The sequence below is a fragment of the Rhodobacter sp. SGA-6-6 genome (assembly GCF_011043545.1).
Taxonomy (GTDB): Bacteria; Pseudomonadota; Alphaproteobacteria; order Rhodobacterales; family Rhodobacteraceae; genus Pseudogemmobacter.
On sequence record NZ_JAAKGP010000003.1, the window covers coordinates 168,914 to 187,930 of the forward strand.

A 19,017-nucleotide genomic window follows, 5' to 3' on the forward strand; every position below is an offset into this window, starting at 1 on the left:
GCGGGTCTTGGCTTTGTAGGCCGGATCGGCCTGGCTTCCTCGTATTATCAGGCCATAGAGCTGGAGATATCGCAAAGAACGGGCAAATCGCCTGCCCGTTCGGCGCTATCCTGCCGCCGCGAGCCGAGGAGAGCGCCATGACCGACCTTACCCCCTGGGACATCATCGCCAAAGGGTCCCTGACCGATGAGGAGGCGCTGGTCCGCCGCTTGCTGGATCAGGCCGCGCTCGGCCCGGACGACCGCGCCGCCATCGCCGCGGCCGGGGCCGATCTGGTCCGCCGCATCCGGGGCGCGACCAAGCCGGGGCTGATGGAAGTCTTCCTGGCCGAATACGGCCTCTCCACCGACGAAGGCATCGCGCTGATGTGCCTGGCCGAGGCGCTCTTGCGGGTGCCGGATGCCGAGACGATGGACGCGCTGATCGAGGACAAGATCGCCCCCTCCGACTGGGGCCGCCATCTCGGCCGCTCCGCCTCGTCGCTGGTCAACGCTTCCACCTGGGCGCTGATGCTGACCGGCAAGGTGCTGGACGACCGCGAGCCCGGCGTGGCGGGCCACCTGCGCGCCGCGGTGAAGCGGCTGGGCGAGCCGGTGATCCGCTCCGCCGTGTCCCGGGCGATGAAGGAGATGGGCCGCCAGTTCGTCCTCGGCGAGACCATCGACAAGGCCATGGCCCGGGCGCGAGAGATGGAGGCCAAGGGCTACACCTACAGCTACGACATGCTGGGCGAGGCGGCGCGGACCGAAGCGGACGCCCGCCGCTATCACCTGGCCTATTCCCGGGCAATCACCGCCATCGCCGCGGCGGCAAAGGGCAGCGACATCCGCGCCAACCCCGGCATCTCGGTGAAGCTGTCGGCGCTGCATCCCCGCTACGAGGTGGCCAAGGAAGCACGGGTGATGGAGGAACTGGTGCCGCGGGTGCGGGCGCTGGCGGGGCTGGCCCGGGCCGCCGGCCTGGGCTTCAACATCGACGCGGAAGAGGCCGACCGGCTGGCGCTGTCCCTGAAGGTGATCGAGGCGGTTCTGGCCGACCCGGCGCTGAAGGGCTGGGACGGGTTCGGCGTGGTGGTGCAGGCCTATGGCCGCCGCTGCGGCGCGGTGATCGACTGGCTTTATGCGCTGGCGCAGCGGCTGGACCGCCGGATCATGGTGCGGCTGGTGAAGGGCGCCTATTGGGACGCCGAGGTGAAGCGGGCGCAGGTGCTGGGGCTGGAAAGTTTCCCGGTCTTCACCCGCAAGCAGGCGACCGATGTGTCCTACATCGCCAATGCTCGCAAGCTGCTGGCGATGACCGACCGCATCTACCCGCAATTCGCCACCCACAACGCCCATACCGTCGCCGCCATCCTGCACATGGCCGAGGGCCTGCCCGGCGGGGCGCTGTCCTACGAATTCCAGCGCCTGCACGGCATGGGCGAACGGCTGCACGACATCGTCCACACCGACCGCGGCACCCGCTGCCGGATCTATGCGCCGGTGGGCGCGCACCGCGACCTCTTGGCCTATCTGGTCCGGCGGCTGCTGGAGAACGGCGCCAACTCCAGCTTCGTCAACCAGATCGTCGACGAGGACGTGCCGGCCGAGCGCGTCGCCGCCTGCCCGCTGACCCGGATCGAGGAAATGGCGGCGATCCCCTCCGCCGCGGTCACCCCGCCGCCGGTGCTGTTCCCCGGCCGCCGCAACTCGAAGGGGCTGGACCTGACCTCCGCCGCCGATCTGGAGGCGGTGGAGGCCGCCCGCGCGCCGTTCCGCGACGCGCTGTCCGAGGCTTCGCCTCTCATCGCCGGCCGCCCGGCGGGCGGCGAGCGGACCGAGGTCCTGAACCCCGCCACCGGCGCGCTGGTCGGCCATGTGCTGGCCGCCAGCGCCGCCGATACCGACACCGCGCTGCGGCTGGCCGAACCCTGGGCCGCCGGGCCGGCCGAACGCGCCGAGGTGCTGAACCGCGCCGCCGACCTTTACGAGCAGAACATCGGCGAGATCTTCGCCCTCTTGTCGCGCGAGGCCGGCAAGACCCTTTCCGACGCTCTGGCCGAACTGCGCGAGGCGGTGGATTTCCTGCGCTACTACGCCTCCGGCATCAAGGGGCTGGCGCATCCGCCACTCGGCACCTTCACCTGCATCAGCCCGTGGAACTTCCCGCTGGCCATCTTCACCGGCCAGATCGCCGCGGCGCTGGCCGCCGGCAATGCCGTGCTTGCCAAGCCCGCGCCGCAGACTCCGCTGATCGCCGCGCTTGGGGTGAAGCTGATGCACCGGGCCGGGGTGCCAGAGACCGCGCTGCAACTGCTGCCCGGCGGCGGCGAGGTGGGGGCGATGCTGACCTCGGACCCGCGGGTCGATGGCGTCTGCTTCACCGGCTCCACCGCCACTGCGCAGAAGATCCGCCGCGCCATGGCCGAGAACCTGTCCCCCACCGCGCCGCTGATCGCCGAGACCGGGGGTCTGAACGCGATGGTGGTCGATTCCACCGCGCTGCCGGAACAGGCGGTGCGCGACATCATCGCCTCCGCCTTCCAGTCGGCCGGCCAGCGCTGCTCGGCCCTGCGCTGCCTCTACGTGCAGGAAGACGTGGCGGAGACCATCTCCGAGATGCTGTCCGGCGCGATGGAGGAACTGGCGCTCGGCGATCCCTGGGACCTGTCGACCGACGTCGGCCCGCTGATCGACGCGCAGGCGCAGGCGGCGATCCGCGCCTATGTGGACCAGGCCCGCGCCGAGGGCCGCCTGCTGAAGCAGCTGCCCGCGCCTGAAGGCGGCCATTTCCTGCCGCCCGCGGTGATCTCGGTCCCCGGGATCGAGGCGATGCAGCGCGAAATCTTCGGCCCGGTCCTGCACCTCGCCACGTTCAAGGCCGAGGAGGTCGGGCAACTGGTCGACCGCATCAACGCCACCGGCTACGGGCTGACCTTCGGCCTGCACACCCGCATCGACGACCGGGTGCAGGAGATGACCGCGCGGCTGGCGGTCGGCAATGCCTATGTCAACCGCAACCAGATCGGCGCGGTGGTCGGCAGCCAGCCCTTCGGCGGCGAAGGCATGTCCGGCACCGGCCCCAAGGCCGGCGGCCCGGACTACCTGCACCGCTTCACCCGCGCCGAAGCGCCGGGCGCGGGCCGCTCCGGCGCCCCGGCGGAGGAGGCCGAGGTCGCGCAGCGCCTCGCCACCCCCGCGGCCGCGCAGCCGGTGGAGCCGCTGGACCTGCCCGGCCCCACCGGCGAATCGAACCGCCTGCGCTTCGAGCCGCGGGCGCCGCTCCTGTGCCTCGGCCCGGGGGCGGAGGCGGCGCTGGCGCAGGCCGATGCCGTCCGCCGCCTCGGCGGCCGGGCGGTCGAGGCCCCGGACCTGCGGCCCGACGCGCTGGCCCGGCTGCAAGGCTTCTCCGGCGCGCTGTGGTGGGGGGCGGCCGATCCGGCGCGGGCCTATGTGCAGGCGCTGGCCGGGCGCGAGGGGCCGATCCTGCCGCTGATCGGCGGCCTGCCCGACCGCGCCCATGTCGCGCACGAGCGCCACATCTGCATCGACACCACCGCCTCGGGCGGCAACGCCCGCCTGCTGGCCGCGGTGTCCGAGGACTGAGCCGCCGTCACAAGGAGCGGCTGCCGCCGCAAGCCTTTGTCTCTGCGGCTGGGGAGTCTCCTTGCGGCTGCTGTCGACTGATGGGGGCATTCTGCCCCCAAACCCCCTGAGAGTATTTGGATCAAGAGGAAGCGGCATGTCTTCATCTTGGCCGAAATACTCCGGGGGCCCGGGGGCTGGCCCCCGGTCGCCGGCCGGGGATTGACCGCCCGGCAAGGATAGGGAAGGCTCGCGCATGTTTCCGATCCGCGACCACAACCCCTCGGGCGGCACGCCTTTCGTCACGCTGGCGCTGATCGCCGTCAACGTGCTGGTCTTCCTCGGCTATTACACCACGCTGGAGGGCTGGCCGCTGATGCGGTTCTTCATGGAATGGGGGCTGGTGCCGGCGCGGCTGGCGCAGGGGCAGGGCTACGGGACCCTGCTGACCCATATGTTCCTGCACGGCGGCTGGATGCACCTGATCGGCAACATGCTGTTCCTGTGGATCTTCGGCGACAACCTGGAAGAGGAGATGGGCCGCATCGGCTTCCTGCTGTTCTACCTCGGCAGCGGGCTGGCCGCCGCGGCCTTGCAGATCGCCGCCGATCCCGGATCGGGGGCGCCGATGGTCGGGGCCTCGGGCGCGGTGGCCGGGGTGATGGGGGGCTATCTGCTGCTCTACCCCAAGGCCCGGGTCGACGTGCTGCTGTTCTTCGTCATCTTCTTCCGGGTCTTCGCGCTGCGGGCCTGGATCGTCCTCGGCCTCTGGTTCGGGCTGCAACTGGTCTCGGGCGTCTCGACCCCGACCGAAGGCGGCGGCGTGGCCTATTGGGCGCATATCGGCGGCTTCCTGGCCGGGCTGGTGCTGGTGCTGCCGGTCTGGCTTCGCCGCGGCGGGCGCGGCTACTGGCGGCGCACCCATGGCGAACCGCCGCACCCGGAGGCGAAATACCCGCTGAGCCCGAGCCGCATCCCGCGCGTGCCCCGGCGCTAGAAGTCCGATTTTTCGCCGAAAAATCGTGAAACGATCCTTCGCCGAAGGATCGTTTCAGCCGCGGATCACCTTGCGGAAGGGCTCGAACAGCGCCTCGTTGCCAAGGATCACCGAACCCGAGTCCATCGGGTCCTGCCCCTCGCGGATGCCCGAGACCATGCCGCCGGCCTCCTTCACCAGCAGCAGGCCCGCCGCCATGTCCCAAGGGCCGAGTTCGCGTTCCCAGAAGCCCTCGTAACGCCCGGCGGCGACATAGGCCATGTCCAGCGAGGCCGCGCCCCAGCGGCGCAGGCCGGCGCAGGCGGGCATCAGCGCCGCCAGGTCCTTCAGCATTGCGGGCAGGGTCTTCTTGGCGCCGAAGGGCACGCCGGTGGCGAAGACCGCCTCGTGCATCTGCCGCCGGGCCGAGACGCGCAACCGGCGGTTGTCGTTCAGCCAGCAGCCGGCGCCCTTCTCGGCCCAGAACATCTCGTCCTTGGCCGGGTCGTAGACCACGGCCGAGACGATCTCGCCCTTGTGCTCCAGCGCGATCGAGATCGCCCAATGCGGCATCCCGTGCAGGAAGTTGGTGGTGCCGTCCAGCGGGTCGACGATCCAGCGCCGGGTCGGGTCCTGCCCGGCGGTCTCGCCGGTCTCCTCGCCCAGCCAGCCATAGGTCGGCCGGCCGCCCATCAGCTCTTCCTTGATGATCCGCTCCGCTTCCCGGTCGGCCTTGGTGACGAAGTCGCCCGGACCCTTGGCCGAGACCTGGAGGTTCTCGACCTCGCGAAAGTCCTTCACCAGGCTGCGCGCGGCGCGGCGGGCGGCCTTGATCATCAGGTTCAGGTTGGCGCTGCCTTGCATCGGCGGACTCCTCGGATGGAGCCCCGGCCTCTAGCGGCAAAATCGCGGCTTGAAAAGCCCGGGGCGGCATTGCCGTTGGGTAGGGACCGGAACCCGTCCGGCTATCGGCTCAGTGGCGAAGGCCATCGCCTTCGCCACGGCGCAACGCTTCCCCTTGTCCCGGCCGGGCCTTAAAGGCCCGGCCAGCGCCCGCCCCGCCCTCGGGCCAAGCGCTTCTCGCCCGCCGGGTCGGGCGCTGGCCTCTCGGGTTTCAGGTTGCCATCGTTTCCGGGTGCAATCGTCGCGCACGGGCGGGGGCGAGGCAGTGCCTCGCCGTCTCCCGCCCGACCGAACCGTGGATCGGATGCCGCGCTACAGCCCCCGCTGCAGCTTCACCGGCTCGCTGCGGGCCAGCCGCAGGAAATGCGCGACATAGGGCTTCACCGCGTCCTCCTCGCGGGTGGCGCCATACATCCGCTTGGTCACCGGCTGCGGCCCCAGCGGGCGGGTGACGTAATCGGCATTCGCCTTCACCTCGCGCATCACCCAGTCCGGCAGCACCGCCACCCCGCGGCCCGAGCCGACCAGCATCAGGATCACCGCCGTCAGTTCCGCCGTCCGCTGCGCCCGCGGCTCCACCCGGGCCGGCGTCAGCACCTCGCTGAACACGTCCAGCTTGTTGCGGCCGACCGGATAGGTGATCAGCACCTGGTCGCGGAAATCCTCGGCGGTGATGAAATCCTTCTCCGCCAAGGGGTTCTGCGCCGAGGCGACGAAGGTCGGGTGATAGTCGAACAGCGGATTGAAGGCCACGCCCGGCATCGGCCCGGCTTCCGAGGCGATCACCAGGTCCACCTCCTCGCGGTGCAGCGCCGGGAAGGCATCGAAGGCGAAGCCGGCGCGGATGTCCACGTCCACCTCGGGCCAGGCGTGGCGGAACAGTTCGAGGCAGGGGAACAGCCAGTCGAAACAGGCGTGGCATTCGATGGCGATGTGCAGCCGCCCGGTCTTGCCGGCGCGGAGCGCGCGGAATTCCTCTTCCATCGCGTCGATCTCGGGCAGGATGCGGTCCGCCGCCCGCAGCATCCGCTGCCCCGCCGCCGACAGCCGCATCGGCTTCGACCGCCGCACGAACAGCTCCATCCCGGCCTGGTCCTCCAGCCCCGCGACCTGATGGCTCAGCGCCGACTGGGTCATGTTCAGCAGCGCCGCCGCCTTGGCCAGCCCGCCGGCCTGATGGATCGCCCGGATCGTCCGCAGGTGCCGCAACTCGATATACATGCGGTGAACCTCATAATGATGCTGAAAACTATGAATTGGTCTCACATTCCCGAATCTGCGACAAGGGGGCATCGAAGGAGCCAGACCATGACCCGGACGCCCCGCATCAGTTTCGAGTTCTTCCCGCCGCAGACGCTGGATGCGTCGTTCCGGCTGTGGGAAACCGTGCAGGCGCTGGCACCGATGCAGCCGGAATTCGTCTCGGTCACCTATGGCGCCGGCGGCACCACCCGCAAGCTGACCCATGACGCGGTGGAGACGATCCATCGCCACTACGGGCTGAACGTCGCCGCGCACCTGACCTGCGTCGACGCGACCAAGCTGGAAACCCTTGAAATTGCCAGCGCCTACCTGGCCGCCGGCGTGACCGAGATCGTGGCCCTGCGCGGCGACGCGCCGAAGGGCGCCGCCCGGTGGGAGCCGCATCCCCAGGGCTTCGCCTCCTCGGTCGAGCTGGTGGACACGCTGGCGCGCACCGGGCGGTTCAACATCCGTGTCGGCGCCTATCCCGAACGCCACCCCGATGCCGCCGCCAACATCGACTGGCTGAAGCGCAAGATCGACGCCGGGGCCTCCAGCGCGATCACCCAGTTCTTCTTCGAGGCCGACACCTTCTTCCGCTTCCGCGATGCCTGCGCGGCGGCGGGGATTTCGGCGCCGATCATCCCCGGCATCCTGCCGATCGTCAGCTGGGACGGCGCGCGGAAGTTCGCCCTGCGCTGCGGCACCACGGTGCCGAAGAAGCTGGACGAGGCCTTCACCCGCGCCATCGCCGACGGCCGGGAAGAGCTTTATGCGCTGGCCCATGCCACCCAGCTGTGCGACCGGCTGATCGAGGGCGGAGTCGAGGACTTGCATTTCTACACCCTCAACCGCCCGCAGATGACGCGCGAGGTGGTGCGCGCGCTTGGCATCCAGCCGCCGGTGGCGCTGGAGAAAGTCGCCTGACCTCAAGGCTTCGGGGATCTATCCTGTCTCCCTGAACGGCCCTTTCGCCCCGGCGGAGGGCCGTCTTTTTTTGCCGCCGCCGCCCTTGCCCCGCGGAGGCGATCCGCCAGAGCATCTTCCGATGCTGATAGAAGCATCGGAAGAGTTCCGGCTTCAGAGGAACCGCCTGTCTTTTCGACAAAACCGGATTCCACTTTTGTCGGACAGGCTCTAAGGTCGTGTCCGTGCCGCAAGGAAAGCCCCGCTGATGACGCAGATCCTGCTGTTGAACGGCCCCAACCTGAACCTGCTGGGCCTGCGCCAGCCCGAGATCTACGGGCGCGAGACGCTGGCCGACGTGGTTGCCGCCTGCACCGCCCTTGGGGCGGAGCTGGGGCTGAAGGTGGTGGCGAAACAGTCCAACCACGAAGGCGCGATGGTCGACTACATCCACGCCGCCCGCGACAATGCCGCCGGGATCGTCATCAACCCCGGGGCCTATTCGCATACCTCGGTGGCGATTCTCGATGCGCTGATGGCCTTCGACGGCCCGGTGCTGGAAGTGCACATTTCCAACATCCACAAGCGCGAGGCCTTCCGGCATCACTCCTACGTCTCCGCGCGGGCCGAGGGGGTGATCTGCGGCTTCGGCACCGAGGGCTATCTTCTGGCGCTGCGGCGCATGGCGACGCTGGTGAAGAAATGAGCTTGCCTGTCAATACCTTCAAGCGCGCCCTTCATGAGGGCCGGCAGCAGATCGGCATCTGGAACACCATCCCCGGCCCGGTGGTGGCCGAGTTGCTGGCGGGGGCGGGCTTCGACTGGATGGTTCTGGATACCGAACATTCGCTGACCGACATCCCCGACCTGATGGGGATGCTGCAGGCGGTGGCGCCCTATCCGGTGGCGCCGGTGGTGCGTCCGCAGGCCAACGACACCGTGCTGATCAAGCGGGCGCTGGACCTCGGTGCGCAGACGCTGCTGCTGCCCTACGTGCAGACGCGGGCAGAGGCCGAGGCCGCCGTCCGCGCCATGCGCTACGCCCCGCGCGGCATCCGCGGCGTCTCGGGCATGACCCGGGCCAGCCGCTTCGGCGCGGTGAAGGACTATGTGAAGCGCGCCGAGGAGGAACTCTGCCTGATCGTGCAGGTCGAGACCGGCGAGGCGGTGGCGCGGATCGAGGAGATCGCCACCGTGGACGGGGTGGATGCGGTCTTCATCGGGCCATCGGACCTTGCCGCCAGCCTCGGGCATCCGGGGAATGCCGGCCACCCGGAGGTGGTGGCGAAGGTCGAGGAGGCGATCCTGCGGCTGAAGGCCGTGGGGGTGCCCTCGGGAATCCTGACGCTGGATCAGGGCTTTGCCCGGCGCTGCATGGAACTGGGGACCGGCTTCACCGCGGTCGGCGTCGATATGGCGCTGCTGCGCGGGGCGGCGGTCGGGCTGGCGCGCGGCTTCGGCCGGGGCGATGGCTGACGACCGTTTCCGGCTGCATCCCGCCGCGCGGCTGATCGGCCCGGACGGGGCCGAGGCCGCCGCGCCTGACCTGCGCGAAGCGCTGGCGAAAGGCGCCGGGTTCCGCATCGGCCTGCCGGAGGCTCCTGCGCCCGCGCCGGAGGGGTTCGAGACGCTGACCTCCGGTTCCACCGGGACGCCGCGGCGGATCAGGCGGTCGGTCGCCAGCTGGACGGCCTCCTTCGCGGTGAATGCCGGGCTGTTCGGCATCGGGCCGGGCGCGCGGGTCGCCGTCCTCGGTGCGCTGGAGCATTCGCTGGCGCTCTATGGCGCGCTGGAGGGGGCGCATCTCGGGGCCGAGGTGCATCTGCTGGCCGGGCTGCGGCCCGACCGGCAGGCGGCGGCGCTGGCTGCCCGGCGGGTGGAGGTGCTCTACGTCACCCCGGCACAACTGCGCGGGTTGAGCCGGCCGATGCCCGGGCTGCGGGCGGTGCTGGTGGGCGGGTCGAAGCTGGACCTTGCGCTGCGGGAGCGGTTGGCGGAGTTGGCCCCGGCGGCGGAGTTGCGGGAGTTCTACGGCGCGGCGGAGGCGAGTTTCATCACCCTGGCGGATTCCGATACCCCGGCGGCCTCAGTCGGCAGGCCCTATCCCGGGGTGGAGCTGGAGATCCGTGACGGCGAGGTCTGGGTGAGAAGCCCCTATCTGTTCGAGGGCTACGCTTCCGATCCCGGCTCCGCCCGCTGGCGGGACGGCTGGCTGACGGTGGGCGAGATGGGGCGGCTGGAGGGCGGGTATCTCCACCTGCACGGCCGCAAGGGACGGATGGTGACGGTGGCCGATCAGAACGTCTTTCCCGAAGAGATCGAGGCGCTGATGGAAAGCCTGCCGGGGGTGGAGCGGGCCGCGGTGCTGGCCCGTCCCGATGCCGCGCGGGGGCATGTGCTTCATGCCGTGGCGATGGGGGACCCGACGGCGGAGGCGGCGGTGATGGCGGCGCTGCGGGCGGCGCTCGGCCCGATGAAGGCGCCGCGGTCGATCCGCTGGCGGGCCGACTGGCCGGTGACGGCCTCGGGCAAGACCGACCTTTCCGCGCTGGAGCGCGGGGAATGAGCGCCCGGATCATCGCCGCCCGCCGCACCGCGGTGGCGCCGCGGGGCGGGGCGTTCCGGCACCTGCGGATCGAGGATCTGGCCGCGCCGGTGGTGCAGGCGGTGCTGGCGGATGCGGGGCTGACGCCCGGCGAGGTGGATGAACTGGTCTGTTCCAACGCGCTCGGCGCCGGCGGCAATCCGGGCCGGCGGGTGGTTCTGGCTGCCGGCCTGCCGGAGCGGGTGGCGGGGCTGACGCTGGACCGGCAATGCGCCGGGGGCCTGGACGCGATTGCGCTGGCGGCGGCGCTGGTGGCCTCGGGACAGGCGCGGGTGGTTGTTGCCGGGGGCGCGGAGAGCCACTCGCTGCGGCCGCTGCGGGCGATGCCGGACCCGGAGGGCGGGCCTCCGGTGGCTTATGAGCAGGCGCCGTTCACGCCTTGGCCGGACCGCGATCCCGAGATGGCGCAGGCGGCGGCGGCTCTGGCGGTGTCCTTGGGGATCACCCGGGCGGAGGCCGACGCCTATGCGGTGGAGAGCCATCGCCGCGCCCTGGGCGCCGATTTCCGTGCGGAAATCGTGCCCCTCGCCGGACTGCAGCGTGACGCCTTCACCCGGGCGCTGACTCCGGCGCTGGCGGCGCGGGCGAAGGTGCTGGCGGGTCCGGTAACGGCGGCCAATGCGGCGGTGGCGGCGGATGCGGCCGCTTTCGTGGTCGTCGCGGCGGAGGAGACCGCGCGGGGCAGGGGGCTGCGGATCGCCGCCTCCGCGACGCTCGGCGCGGACCCGGAGCAACCCGGCTTGGCACCCATCCCGGCCATCGCGGCGGCGCTGGCACAGGCGGGGATCGGCCCGGCCGACCTGCGCCAGACCGAGGTGATGGAGGCCTATGCGGTGCAGGCGCTGGCCTGCATCCGCGGGGCGGGGCTGGAGCCGGGGATCGTCAACCCGAAGGGCGGCGGGCTGGCGCGGGGGCATCCGATCGGCGCCTCGGGCGCCATCCTCGCGGTGCGGCTGTTCCACGACCTGTCCGCCGGACATGGACTGGCCGCCATCGCCTCGGCCGGCGGGATCGGCGCGGCGATGGTGCTGGCGGCGGGGTAGCTCCTCCTTCGCCTTCGGCTTGTCGTCGCGAGGAGCGGCCGAAGGCGAGCGAGGAGCGGTCAGGCCCGCGACAGCAGCGACCCCGGGCGCATCCGGGCGATGCCTTGGGTCACGAAGCCCGCCAGCACCGCCTTCAGGATGTCGCCGGGCAGGAAGGCCATGCCCAGCATCGCGGCCTCGGGCAGGGTTTTGTCCAGCACGATGGCCATGCCGGGGATGCCGAAGAGATACAGCACCGCGATGCCGCCGATGACCGAGGCCGCGCCGGCGGCAAGGCCGGCGGGCAGGGTGGTCCGCTCCATGATCCAGCCCGCCACGAAGGCGGCGACGGGGAAGCCGACCAGATAGCCGACCGAGGGCCCGGCGAAGACGCCGATGCCGCCGCGGCCGCCCGACAGCAGCGGCAGGCCCGCCGCGACCAGCGCCAGGAACAACAGCACCGCCAGCGCCCCGCGTTTCGCCCCGAGGACGGTGCCGCAGAGCATGATCCCCAGCGATTGTGCGGTGATCGGCACCCCGCCGGCCAGCGTGATCTGCGGCACCAGGCCGAGGATCGCCACCAGCGCGGCGAAAAGGGCGATATGGGTCAGGTCGCGTTCCATCGGTCTTCCTTGTCTTTGGACTGTGCCGTGGCCCCGGCTCCGGCTGCCGGGCAAGGTCTAGTCGCTTCCGCCCCGGGCGCGCAAGGCCTCCGCGGCCTGATCGGCCCCGTCCAGCGCCGCCAGCGTGGCGGGGACGGCCAGCCGCCAGCCGGGGCGGCGCGGGCTGCGGGCGCGGGAGGCCTGCGCCAGCAGCGCCATCCGGTCGGAGAGGGTGGGGATGAAGCGGATCACCAGCGCGAAGGCCAGCGCCAGCCGACGCGGCGGCAGGATCGGCGACAGCGGGCGGGCCAGGGTCTCGAACACCGCCAGCATGTCGGACAGCCTTGTGGTCATGGTGACGAGATTGGCGGCGGCGACGGCGGCGACCATCCGCAGCAGGATCACCGCGCCGCCGTGCAGGTCCCGCGTCCAGAGGTGCCAGAGCGCGACCACGGCCACGAAGGGCCAGAGCGGGCGCAGCATCCGCAGGGCGTGCAGGGCGAAGGTCCGGCCCCAGGGCAGGTGCAGCGCCGCCACCAGCGCCGCCGCCCCGGCCAGCGGCAGCGGCGAAGACAGGCGGAACAGCACAAGCGTGAAGACCGCCAGCGCCGCCAGTTTCGCCCCGGCGGGCAGGCGGTGCAGCGGCGTCTCAACCGGCGAGGTCAGCGTCAGCATCGGCCTCTCCGATCCGTGCCATCTCGGCCGTGAACCCGGGCAGCACCTCGGCCGGGGGACCGTCGGTGCGGATGCGCCCGGCCTCCAGCCAGATCACCCGGTCGGCCCCGGCCACGGCGGCGGTGTCGTGCGAGATCGTCACCAGCCGCTGCGGCAGCGCGGCCAGCCGGCGCGAGACCCGGGCGATGCTGGGCAGGTCGAGGCCGGCGAAGGGCTCGTCCAGCAGGATCGTCGCGGGGGCCATCAGCAGCACCGCCTGCAGGCAGAGCCAATGCTTCTGCCCGCCGGAGAGGGTGGAGACCGGGGCTTTCGCCCAATGCCCCCGGCCCTCGGCGGCAAGCGCCGCCCGGGCGGCCTCCAGCGCCTGTCGCTGCGGCATCCCCTGCTGGCGCAGGCCGAAGGCCAGTTCCTCCTCGACGGTGGGGAAGAGGATCTGGTGCTCGGGGTTCTGGAACAGGATGCCGAGGCGGGACAACGCCCCTTTCCGGTCGGCGAAAGGGTTTATCCCGTCGACCCGGACGGTGCCGGCGGAGGGCGCCACCAGCCCGGCGATCAGCCGCAGAAGCGTGGTCTTGCCGCTGCCGTTGCGGCCGACGATGCCGATGCGGGGCTCTTCCAGATGCAGCGAAAGGCCGGAGAGGATGACCTTCCCGCCCGCGGAATAGCCTGCGTCCTGAAGGGTGATCCCGCCCATGCCGCCCCCGTCTTCGGCCGGGGTGATACCTGCCGTCCGATGGGGTGGCAATGCAAAAGGGGGCGGGTCATCCCGCCCCCCGTCTCAGGCCGCGATCAGCAATTGGCGATGAAGCGGTTGCCGTTCGCGTCGCGGTAATAGCATTTGCCGGGCTGGTTGGTCTGGCCGATCATGGTGCCGGCGATGGCGCCCACGGCGGCGCCGGTCAGCGCGCCCTGGACCTTGTCGTCGCCGCCGGAGACGGCTGCCCCGATGGCTGCGCCGGACAGCGCGCCGACGGCGGTGTTCTGTTCGGGCGAGGCGACGCAGGCCGCCAGGGCAAGGGCAGCGATCGGCATGAACAGGTGAATTTTCATCTCTATCCCCTTCGGTGTGCGAGTCTTGACGCAAGGGGATACCCGCCAGCGGCGGATCGGTTCCCTGCGGCGGGACAGGCCCGCCGCAGGATGGTGGAAAACCGCCGATCAGCCCGCGCGCGCGGCGGCGACCGAGGCTTCGAGGATGCCGAGCGCCTCGGTGAAATGCGCCTCGGGGATGGTGATCGGGGCGAGGAAGCGCACCACGTTGCCGTAGACGCCGCAGGTCAGCAGGATCAGCCCGCGCTTCTGCGCCTCCAGCCGCACCCGGTTGGTGAAGCCGGCGTCGGGCTCTTTCGTCGAGGGGTTGGCGAATTCCGCCGCGACCATGAAGCCCGGGCCTCGGATGTCCACGATCTCGGGCGTGCTGGCGCGGATCTCCTCCAGCTTCTGCTTCAGGCGCGAGCCGAGTTCGTTGGCCCGGGCGCAGAGCTGCTCTTCCTCGATCACGTCCAGCACGGCGTGCGCCGCGGCGATCCCCAGCGGGTTGCCCGCATAGGTGCCGCCCAGGCCGCCGGGGTTGGCGGCGTCCATCAGTTCGGCCCGGCCGGTGACGGCGGCCAGCGGCAGGCCGCCGGCAAGGCCCTTGGCCATGGTGGTCAGGTCGGCGGCGACGCCGTGCGCCTCCATGGCGAAGAGGTGCCCGGTGCGGGCGAAGCCGGTCTGCACCTCGTCGGCGATCATCACGATGCCGTGCTGGTCGCAAAGGGCGCGGATCGCCTTGACCAGATCGGTCGGCGCCGGGTTGAAGCCGCCCTCGCCCTGCACCGGCTCGAAGATGATGGCGGCGACGCGGGCGGGGTCGACATCGGCCTTGAACAGCTTTTCGAGGCCGGCGATGGCGTCCTTGGTGGAAATCCCCTGCGGCCCCATCGGGAAGGGCACGTGGAAGACGCCCGGCATCATGCTGCCGAAGCCTTTCTTGTAGGGTTCCACCTTGCCGGTCAGCGCCATGCCCATGAAGGTGCGGCCGTGGAAGCCGCCGCCGAAGGCGATGACGGCATCGCGCCCGGTGGCGATGCGGGCGATCTTCACCGCATTCTCGCAGGCCTCGGCCCCGGTGGTGACGAAGATCGTCTTCTTGGCGAAGTTGCCCGGCACGGCGGCGTTCAGCCGCTCGGCCAGCGCGATATAGGGCTCGTAGGGCATGACCTGGTGGCAGGTGTGGGTGAACTTCTCCAGCTGCGCCTGCACCGCGGCCATCACCTTGGGGTGGCGGTGGCCGGTGTTCACCACCGCGATCCCGGCGGCGAAGTCGATGTAGCGGTTGCCCTCGATGTCCCAGACCTCGGCGTTCAGGGCGCGGTCGGCATAGATCTGGGTCTGCATCCCCACGCCGCGGGAAATGGCCTCGTCCCGGCGCTTGGCGACATCTGCGTTCTTCATGGCATTGCTCCCTTGGGGCGGGCCTGCCCCGATCTGGCGCTATTTGATCAAGTTTCCCCCCGCCTATCAATCGAGGAGATAGCGCCAGATCGGGGCCTTGGATCGGGCCAGCCCGGCGATTGCGGAATTCCGGTCCCGATTCAGCATTCGTTAACCCTCGCCGGTCCATGCTGCGACTCGCGGATGAGGCGAGGATGGGAATGGCGGACGGCTTCTTTTCGAACCCCACACACCCCACACCACCCCGATCGGAGGACGAGCGCCTGGACTGGCTTCGCCTCATCCGTTCCCGCCGGGTCGGCGCGGTCACCTTCCACCGGCTGCTGGCCGAACACGGTTCCGCCGCCGCGGCGCTGGAGGCGCTGCCCGGGGTGGCCCGGGCCGCCGGCGTGCAGGATTATCGCGCCTGTCCGCCGGAGGTCGTGCGCGCCGAACTGGCCGAGGCGCGGGTTGCGGGGGCGGTGGCCCTGTTTTTCGGCGAAAAACAGTATCCTGCGGCATTGATGGACCTGAACGACGCCCCGCCGGTGCTCTGGGCGCAGGGCGACCTGGCGCTCTTGGACCGGCCGATGGTGGCGATGGTGGGCGCACGGAATGCCTCCTCCCTCGGGCTGCGGATGGCGACGCGGCTGGCCGAGGGGCTGGGGCAGGCGGGCTTTGCCGTGGTCTCCGGTCTTGCCCGCGGCATCGACCGCGCCGCGCATCTGGCGGCGCTGGCCACCGGCACGGTTGCGGTGCAGGCGGGCGGAGTGGACACCATCTACCCCGAGGAGAATGCGGCCCTGGCCGAGGACATCCGCCAGCGCGGCCTGCGGCTTTCCGAACAGCCGATGGGGACCACCCCGCAGACAAGGCATTTCCCGCTGCGCAACCGGCTGATCGCCGGGCTGTCGCGCGCGGTGATCGTGGTCGAGGCGGCGGCGCGTTCCGGCAGCCTGATCACCGCCCGCAACGCCGCCGACCAGGGGCGCGAGGTGATGGCGGTGCCCGGCCATCCCTTCGACGCCCGCGCCTCGGGCTGCAACATGCTGATCCGCGATGGCGCCACCCTGGTCCGCGGCCCGGCCGATGTGCTGGAGGCGCTTGGCGAACCCGCCCGCCGCTCCGCCGATGCGGTCGCCGATGCCGCGCTGGCCGAGGAGCCGCCGCTGCCCGGCCCGGTGCCCGCACCGCGCCCGCTTGCGGAAATGGCGGAACTGCATAGCCGCATCCTCTCGCGCCTTGGCCCCAGTCCGCTGGCCGAGGACCAGCTGATCCGCGACCTCGCCCTGCCGCCGGCGCATCTGGCCCCGGCGCTGCTGGCGCTGGAGCTGGAGGGGCGGATCCTGCGCCAGCCGGGCGGGCTGCTCAGCCGCAACTGAGGCCGGTTTCGCACCGCCGGACTGCGGGGTCGCGACCGCCGCGGTTGACAACCCCCCCCTTTGGCCCACATCTAGCCCCGCCTGCGTGCCGTCGGAGCAAAAGGGGATTCCATGCCAGTCGTCGTCGTCGAATCTCCGGCCAAGGCCAAGACGATCAACAAATATCTCGGCCCGGACTTCACCGTGCTGGCTTCCTACGGCCATGTCCGCGACCTGCCGGCCAAGGACGGCTCGGTCGATCCCGAGCATGATTTCGGCATGACCTGGGAGGTCGCGCCGGAAAGCAAGAAGCATGTGCGGGCCATCGCCGAAGCGCTGAAGACCGACGATACCCTCATCCTCGCCACCGACCCCGACCGCGAGGGCGAGGCGATCTCCTGGCACCTGAAGGAAGCCCTGCAAAGCAGCCTGAAGAAGGGCAAGACGGTCGCCCGCGTCACCTTCAACGCCATCACCAAGGACGCGGTGACCCGGGCGATGAAGGAGCCGCGCGAGGTCGACCAGGCGCTGGTCGAGGCCTATCTCGCCCGCCGGGCGCTGGACTATCTGGTCGGCTTCACCCTGTCGCCGGTGCTGTGGCGCAAGCTGCCCGGGGCGCGGTCGGCCGGGCGGGTGCAATCGGTTTGCCTGCGGCTGATCGTGGAACGCGAGATGGAGATCGAGGCGTTCAAGGCCCAGGAATACTGGACCGTGAAGGCGGTGCTGCGCACCCCGCGCGGGCAGGAGTTCGAGGCCGGGCTCGTCACCCTCGGCGGCAAGAAACTGCAGAAGTTCGACATCCCGACCGCCACCGCGGCGGAGCTGGCGGTGCAGGCTGTCACTTCCCGCACCTTCGCCGTCTCGGGCGTGGAATCGAAGCCCGCCACCCGCAATCCCTGGCCGCCCTTCATGACCTCCACTCTGCAGCAGGAGGCCAGCCGTAAATACGGCATGGGCGCCAAGCAGTGCATGAACGCGGCGCAACGTCTCTACGAGGCGGGCTACATCACCTATATGCGGACCGACGGCATCGACATGGCGCCCGAGGCGGTGATGGCGACGCGGGCCGAGATCGAACAGCGCTTCGGCAAGCCCTATGTGCCCGACTCGCCGCGGATGTATAAGAACAAGGCCAAGAACGCGCAGGAAGCGCATGAATGCATCCGGCCGACCGACATGGGTCTCGGGCCGGAGAAGATCCGGGTCGAGGAAGACCAGCGCCGGCTCTACGACCTGATCTGGAAGCGCACCATCGCCAGCCAGATGGCCGCGGCGCGACTGGAGCGCACCACGGTCGACGTCACCAGCCCGGACGGGCAGGTCGGCCTGCGCGCTAACGGGCAGGTGGTGCTGTTCGACGGCTACCTGAAGGTCTACGACCAGGGCCGCGACGACCGGCAGGACGGCGAGGAAGACGACGAGGGCCGCCTGCCGCAGGTGATGCAGGGCGAGGCGGTCGAGAAGGGTGCGATCACCCCCGACCAGCATTTCACCCAGGCCCCGCCGCGCTATACCGAGGCGACGCTGGTCAAGCGGATGGAGGAACTGGGGATCGGCCGCCCGTCGACCTATGCCTCGATCCTGACCACCATCGTCGACCGCGAATATGTGCGGAAAGAGAAGAACCGGCTGTTCCCCGAGGACAAGGGCCGGCTGGTCACCGCCTTCCTGGCCAACTTCTTCCGCCGCTATGTGGAATACGACTTCACCGCCGATCTGGAGACGGAACTGGACGACGTGTCGGCCGGGGAACGGGACTACAAGGAAGTCCTCTCCCGCTTCTGGCGCGATTTCAGCGCGGCGGTGGCGGAAACCGCCGACCTGCGCATCGGCGAGGTCCTGGAGAAAATCGACGATTTCCTCAGCCCCCATCTCTACCCGCCCCGGGCCGATGGCGGCGACCCGCGCGCCTGCCCGACCTGCGGCACCGGCCGGCTGCACCTGAAGACCGCGCGTTCCGGCGGGGCCTTCATCGGCTGCGGCAACTATCCCGAATGCCGCTACACAAGGCCGCTGGCCGGGGATGCGGAAGCGGTGGCTTCGGACGGGCGCATCCTCGGGCAGGATGCGGCGGGCAACGAGATCAGCCTGCGGGCCGGCCGCTTCGGCCCCTACGTCCAGCGCGGCGAGGCGACGGAGGCGCAGCCGAAGCCCGACCGCGCCAGCCTGCCGAAGGGCTGGTCGCCCGACAGCCTCACGCTGGAGCGGGCGCTGGACCTGCTGGCGCTGCCGCGGCTGATCGGCCCGCACCCCGAGGACGGCGCCCCGGTCGAGGCCGGGATCGGCCGCTTCGGGCCTTACGTCAAGCACGGGCCGGTCTATGCCAATATCTCCGATGTCGAGGAGGTCTTCTCCATCGGCATGAACCGCGCGATGGAGGTTCTGGCGCAGAAGGCCGCGCGCGGCGGCCGCGGCTCTGCCCCCGCGGGCCCGCTGAAGGTGCTGGGCGCGCATCCCGACGGCGGCGAGGTGCAGGTGATGCCGGGCCGCTACGGGCCCTACGTCAAGTGGGAGAAGGTGAACGCCACCCTGCCGAAGGACCTCGCGCCGGAAGAGGTGACGCTGGAGCAGGCGCTGGAACTGATCGCCGAGAAGGCGGCGAAGGGCGGCAAGGGCAAGAAGACCGCCGCGCGCAAGGCCCCGGCGAAGAAGGCGGCGGCAAAGCCTGCGGCGAAGAAAGCCCCTGCCAAGAAGACCGCAAAGACGGCCTGATCTTCCTCTTGATCCAAATACTCTCGGGGGGTGCG

The 19,017-nt window shown here is 70.7% G+C and carries 16 protein-coding genes; 9 read left to right on the forward strand and 7 right to left on the reverse strand.

The window, feature by feature from the left end; all coding sequences use genetic code 11:
- Nucleotides 1-137: 137 nt before the first annotated feature.
- Nucleotides 138-3,584, forward strand: coding sequence for a bifunctional proline dehydrogenase/L-glutamate gamma-semialdehyde dehydrogenase PutA (gene putA / locus G5B31_RS07290; RefSeq protein WP_165015362.1), 3,447 nt, complete (start codon nucleotides 138-140; stop codon nucleotides 3,582-3,584).
- A gap of 235 nt (nucleotides 3,585-3,819) precedes the next feature.
- Nucleotides 3,820-4,560, forward strand: coding sequence for a rhomboid family intramembrane serine protease (locus G5B31_RS07295; RefSeq protein WP_165015365.1), 741 nt, complete (start codon nucleotides 3,820-3,822; stop codon nucleotides 4,558-4,560).
- Between the two features lie 54 nt (nucleotides 4,561-4,614).
- Here the strand turns inward: G5B31_RS07295 and G5B31_RS07300 are convergent, their stop codons facing one another.
- A complete protein-coding gene (locus tag G5B31_RS07300; RefSeq protein WP_165015368.1) occupies nucleotides 4,615-5,403 on the reverse strand; it encodes an inositol monophosphatase family protein in 789 nt (262 codons plus the stop codon).
- A 351-nt stretch (nucleotides 5,404-5,754) separates the two neighbouring features.
- Nucleotides 5,755-6,663 carry a LysR family transcriptional regulator gene (locus tag G5B31_RS07305; protein ID WP_165015371.1) on the reverse strand — a complete coding sequence of 303 codons (909 nt, stop codon included), beginning with the start codon at nucleotides 6,661-6,663 and terminating at the stop codon, nucleotides 5,755-5,757.
- Nucleotides 6,664-6,750: 87 nt separating this feature from the next.
- On the opposite strand from G5B31_RS07305, the gene metF reads away from it, so the two are divergent.
- From metF to G5B31_RS07330, 5 genes are all read left to right on the forward strand, one after another.
- Entirely contained in the window at nucleotides 6,751-7,611 is an 861-nt protein-coding gene (gene metF / locus G5B31_RS07310) for a methylenetetrahydrofolate reductase [NAD(P)H] (RefSeq protein ID WP_165015374.1), read from the forward strand.
- Between the two features lie 247 nt (nucleotides 7,612-7,858).
- Nucleotides 7,859-8,296, forward strand: a complete 438-nt coding sequence (gene aroQ / locus G5B31_RS07315) for a type II 3-dehydroquinate dehydratase (protein WP_165015377.1) — start codon at nucleotides 7,859-7,861, stop codon at nucleotides 8,294-8,296.
- Complete coding sequence (locus G5B31_RS07320; protein WP_165015380.1) at nucleotides 8,293-9,066, forward strand: aldolase/citrate lyase family protein; 774 nt, start codon at nucleotides 8,293-8,295, stop codon at nucleotides 9,064-9,066. The genes aroQ and G5B31_RS07320 overlap by 4 nt, the downstream gene beginning before the upstream one ends.
- On the forward strand, nucleotides 9,059-10,156 hold the full coding sequence (locus tag G5B31_RS07325; protein ID WP_165015387.1) for an AMP-binding protein: 1,098 nt from the start codon (nucleotides 9,059-9,061) through the stop codon (nucleotides 10,154-10,156). The genes G5B31_RS07320 and G5B31_RS07325 overlap by 8 nt, the downstream gene beginning before the upstream one ends.
- Nucleotides 10,153-11,238 carry an acetyl-CoA C-acyltransferase gene (locus G5B31_RS07330; RefSeq protein ID WP_165015390.1) on the forward strand — a complete coding sequence of 362 codons (1,086 nt, stop codon included), beginning with the start codon at nucleotides 10,153-10,155 and terminating at the stop codon, nucleotides 11,236-11,238. Before G5B31_RS07325 ends, G5B31_RS07330 begins: the two co-directional genes overlap by 4 nt.
- A gap of 59 nt (nucleotides 11,239-11,297) precedes the next feature.
- Here the strand turns inward: G5B31_RS07330 and G5B31_RS07335 are convergent, their stop codons facing one another.
- The 5 genes from G5B31_RS07335 to G5B31_RS07355 form a co-directional block, all read right to left on the reverse strand.
- Nucleotides 11,298-11,840 (reverse strand): biotin transporter BioY, encoded by a 543-nt coding sequence (locus tag G5B31_RS07335; RefSeq protein WP_165015392.1) that lies wholly within the window; start codon nucleotides 11,838-11,840, stop codon nucleotides 11,298-11,300.
- A gap of 57 nt (nucleotides 11,841-11,897) precedes the next feature.
- Nucleotides 11,898-12,494 carry an energy-coupling factor transporter transmembrane protein EcfT gene (locus tag G5B31_RS07340; protein WP_165015395.1) on the reverse strand — a complete coding sequence of 199 codons (597 nt, stop codon included), beginning with the start codon at nucleotides 12,492-12,494 and terminating at the stop codon, nucleotides 11,898-11,900.
- The gene (locus tag G5B31_RS07345) at nucleotides 12,469-13,188 is read right to left on the reverse strand and encodes an energy-coupling factor ABC transporter ATP-binding protein (protein ID WP_165015398.1); all 720 of its coding nucleotides are present in this window, start codon (nucleotides 13,186-13,188) and stop codon (nucleotides 12,469-12,471) included. The genes G5B31_RS07340 and G5B31_RS07345 overlap by 26 nt, the downstream gene beginning before the upstream one ends.
- A 95-nt stretch (nucleotides 13,189-13,283) precedes the next feature.
- Nucleotides 13,284-13,544, reverse strand: a complete 261-nt coding sequence (locus G5B31_RS07350; RefSeq protein WP_165015401.1) for a YMGG-like glycine zipper-containing protein — start codon at nucleotides 13,542-13,544, stop codon at nucleotides 13,284-13,286.
- A 108-nt stretch (nucleotides 13,545-13,652) separates the two neighbouring features.
- The gene (locus tag G5B31_RS07355) at nucleotides 13,653-14,930 is read right to left on the reverse strand and encodes a 4-aminobutyrate--2-oxoglutarate transaminase (RefSeq protein WP_165015404.1); all 1,278 of its coding nucleotides are present in this window, start codon (nucleotides 14,928-14,930) and stop codon (nucleotides 13,653-13,655) included.
- Between the two features lie 200 nt (nucleotides 14,931-15,130).
- On the opposite strand from G5B31_RS07355, the gene dprA reads away from it, so the two are divergent.
- Both dprA and topA read left to right on the forward strand, forming a co-directional pair.
- Nucleotides 15,131-16,291 (forward strand): DNA-processing protein DprA, encoded by a 1,161-nt coding sequence (dprA, locus tag G5B31_RS07360; RefSeq protein WP_165016274.1) that lies wholly within the window; start codon nucleotides 15,131-15,133, stop codon nucleotides 16,289-16,291.
- A 111-nt stretch (nucleotides 16,292-16,402) separates the two neighbouring features.
- Nucleotides 16,403-18,982: a type I DNA topoisomerase gene (gene topA / locus G5B31_RS07365; RefSeq protein ID WP_165015406.1), complete on the forward strand. Its 2,580-nt coding sequence runs from the start codon at nucleotides 16,403-16,405 to the stop codon at nucleotides 18,980-18,982.
- The last annotated feature ends 35 nt before the right edge of the window (nucleotides 18,983-19,017 follow it).

Bases quoted from the DNA above. Each gene is read 5' to 3' on its own strand.
- putA (WP_165015362.1), top strand. From the start codon at position 138: ATGACCGACCTTACCCCCTGGGACATCATCGCCAAAGGGTCCCTGACC.
- G5B31_RS07295 (WP_165015365.1), top strand. From the start codon at position 3,820: ATGTTTCCGATCCGCGACCACAACCCCTCGGGCGGCACGCCTTTCGTC.
- G5B31_RS07300 (WP_165015368.1), bottom strand. From the start codon at position 5,403: ATGCAAGGCAGCGCCAACCTGAACCTGATGATCAAGGCCGCCCGCCGC.
- G5B31_RS07305 (WP_165015371.1), bottom strand. From the start codon at position 6,663: ATGTATATCGAGTTGCGGCACCTGCGGACGATCCGGGCGATCCATCAG.
- metF (WP_165015374.1), top strand. From the start codon at position 6,751: ATGACCCGGACGCCCCGCATCAGTTTCGAGTTCTTCCCGCCGCAGACG.
- aroQ (WP_165015377.1), top strand. From the start codon at position 7,859: ATGACGCAGATCCTGCTGTTGAACGGCCCCAACCTGAACCTGCTGGGC.
- G5B31_RS07320 (WP_165015380.1), top strand. From the start codon at position 8,293: ATGAGCTTGCCTGTCAATACCTTCAAGCGCGCCCTTCATGAGGGCCGG.
- G5B31_RS07325 (WP_165015387.1), top strand. From the start codon at position 9,059: ATGGCTGACGACCGTTTCCGGCTGCATCCCGCCGCGCGGCTGATCGGC.
- G5B31_RS07330 (WP_165015390.1), top strand. From the start codon at position 10,153: ATGAGCGCCCGGATCATCGCCGCCCGCCGCACCGCGGTGGCGCCGCGG.
- G5B31_RS07335 (WP_165015392.1), bottom strand. From the start codon at position 11,840: ATGGAACGCGACCTGACCCATATCGCCCTTTTCGCCGCGCTGGTGGCG.
- G5B31_RS07340 (WP_165015395.1), bottom strand. From the start codon at position 12,494: ATGCTGACGCTGACCTCGCCGGTTGAGACGCCGCTGCACCGCCTGCCC.
- G5B31_RS07345 (WP_165015398.1), bottom strand. From the start codon at position 13,188: ATGGGCGGGATCACCCTTCAGGACGCAGGCTATTCCGCGGGCGGGAAG.
- G5B31_RS07350 (WP_165015401.1), bottom strand. From the start codon at position 13,544: ATGAAAATTCACCTGTTCATGCCGATCGCTGCCCTTGCCCTGGCGGCC.
- G5B31_RS07355 (WP_165015404.1), bottom strand. From the start codon at position 14,930: ATGAAGAACGCAGATGTCGCCAAGCGCCGGGACGAGGCCATTTCCCGC.
- dprA (WP_165016274.1), top strand. From the start codon at position 15,131: ATGGCGGACGGCTTCTTTTCGAACCCCACACACCCCACACCACCCCGA.
- topA (WP_165015406.1), top strand. From the start codon at position 16,403: ATGCCAGTCGTCGTCGTCGAATCTCCGGCCAAGGCCAAGACGATCAAC.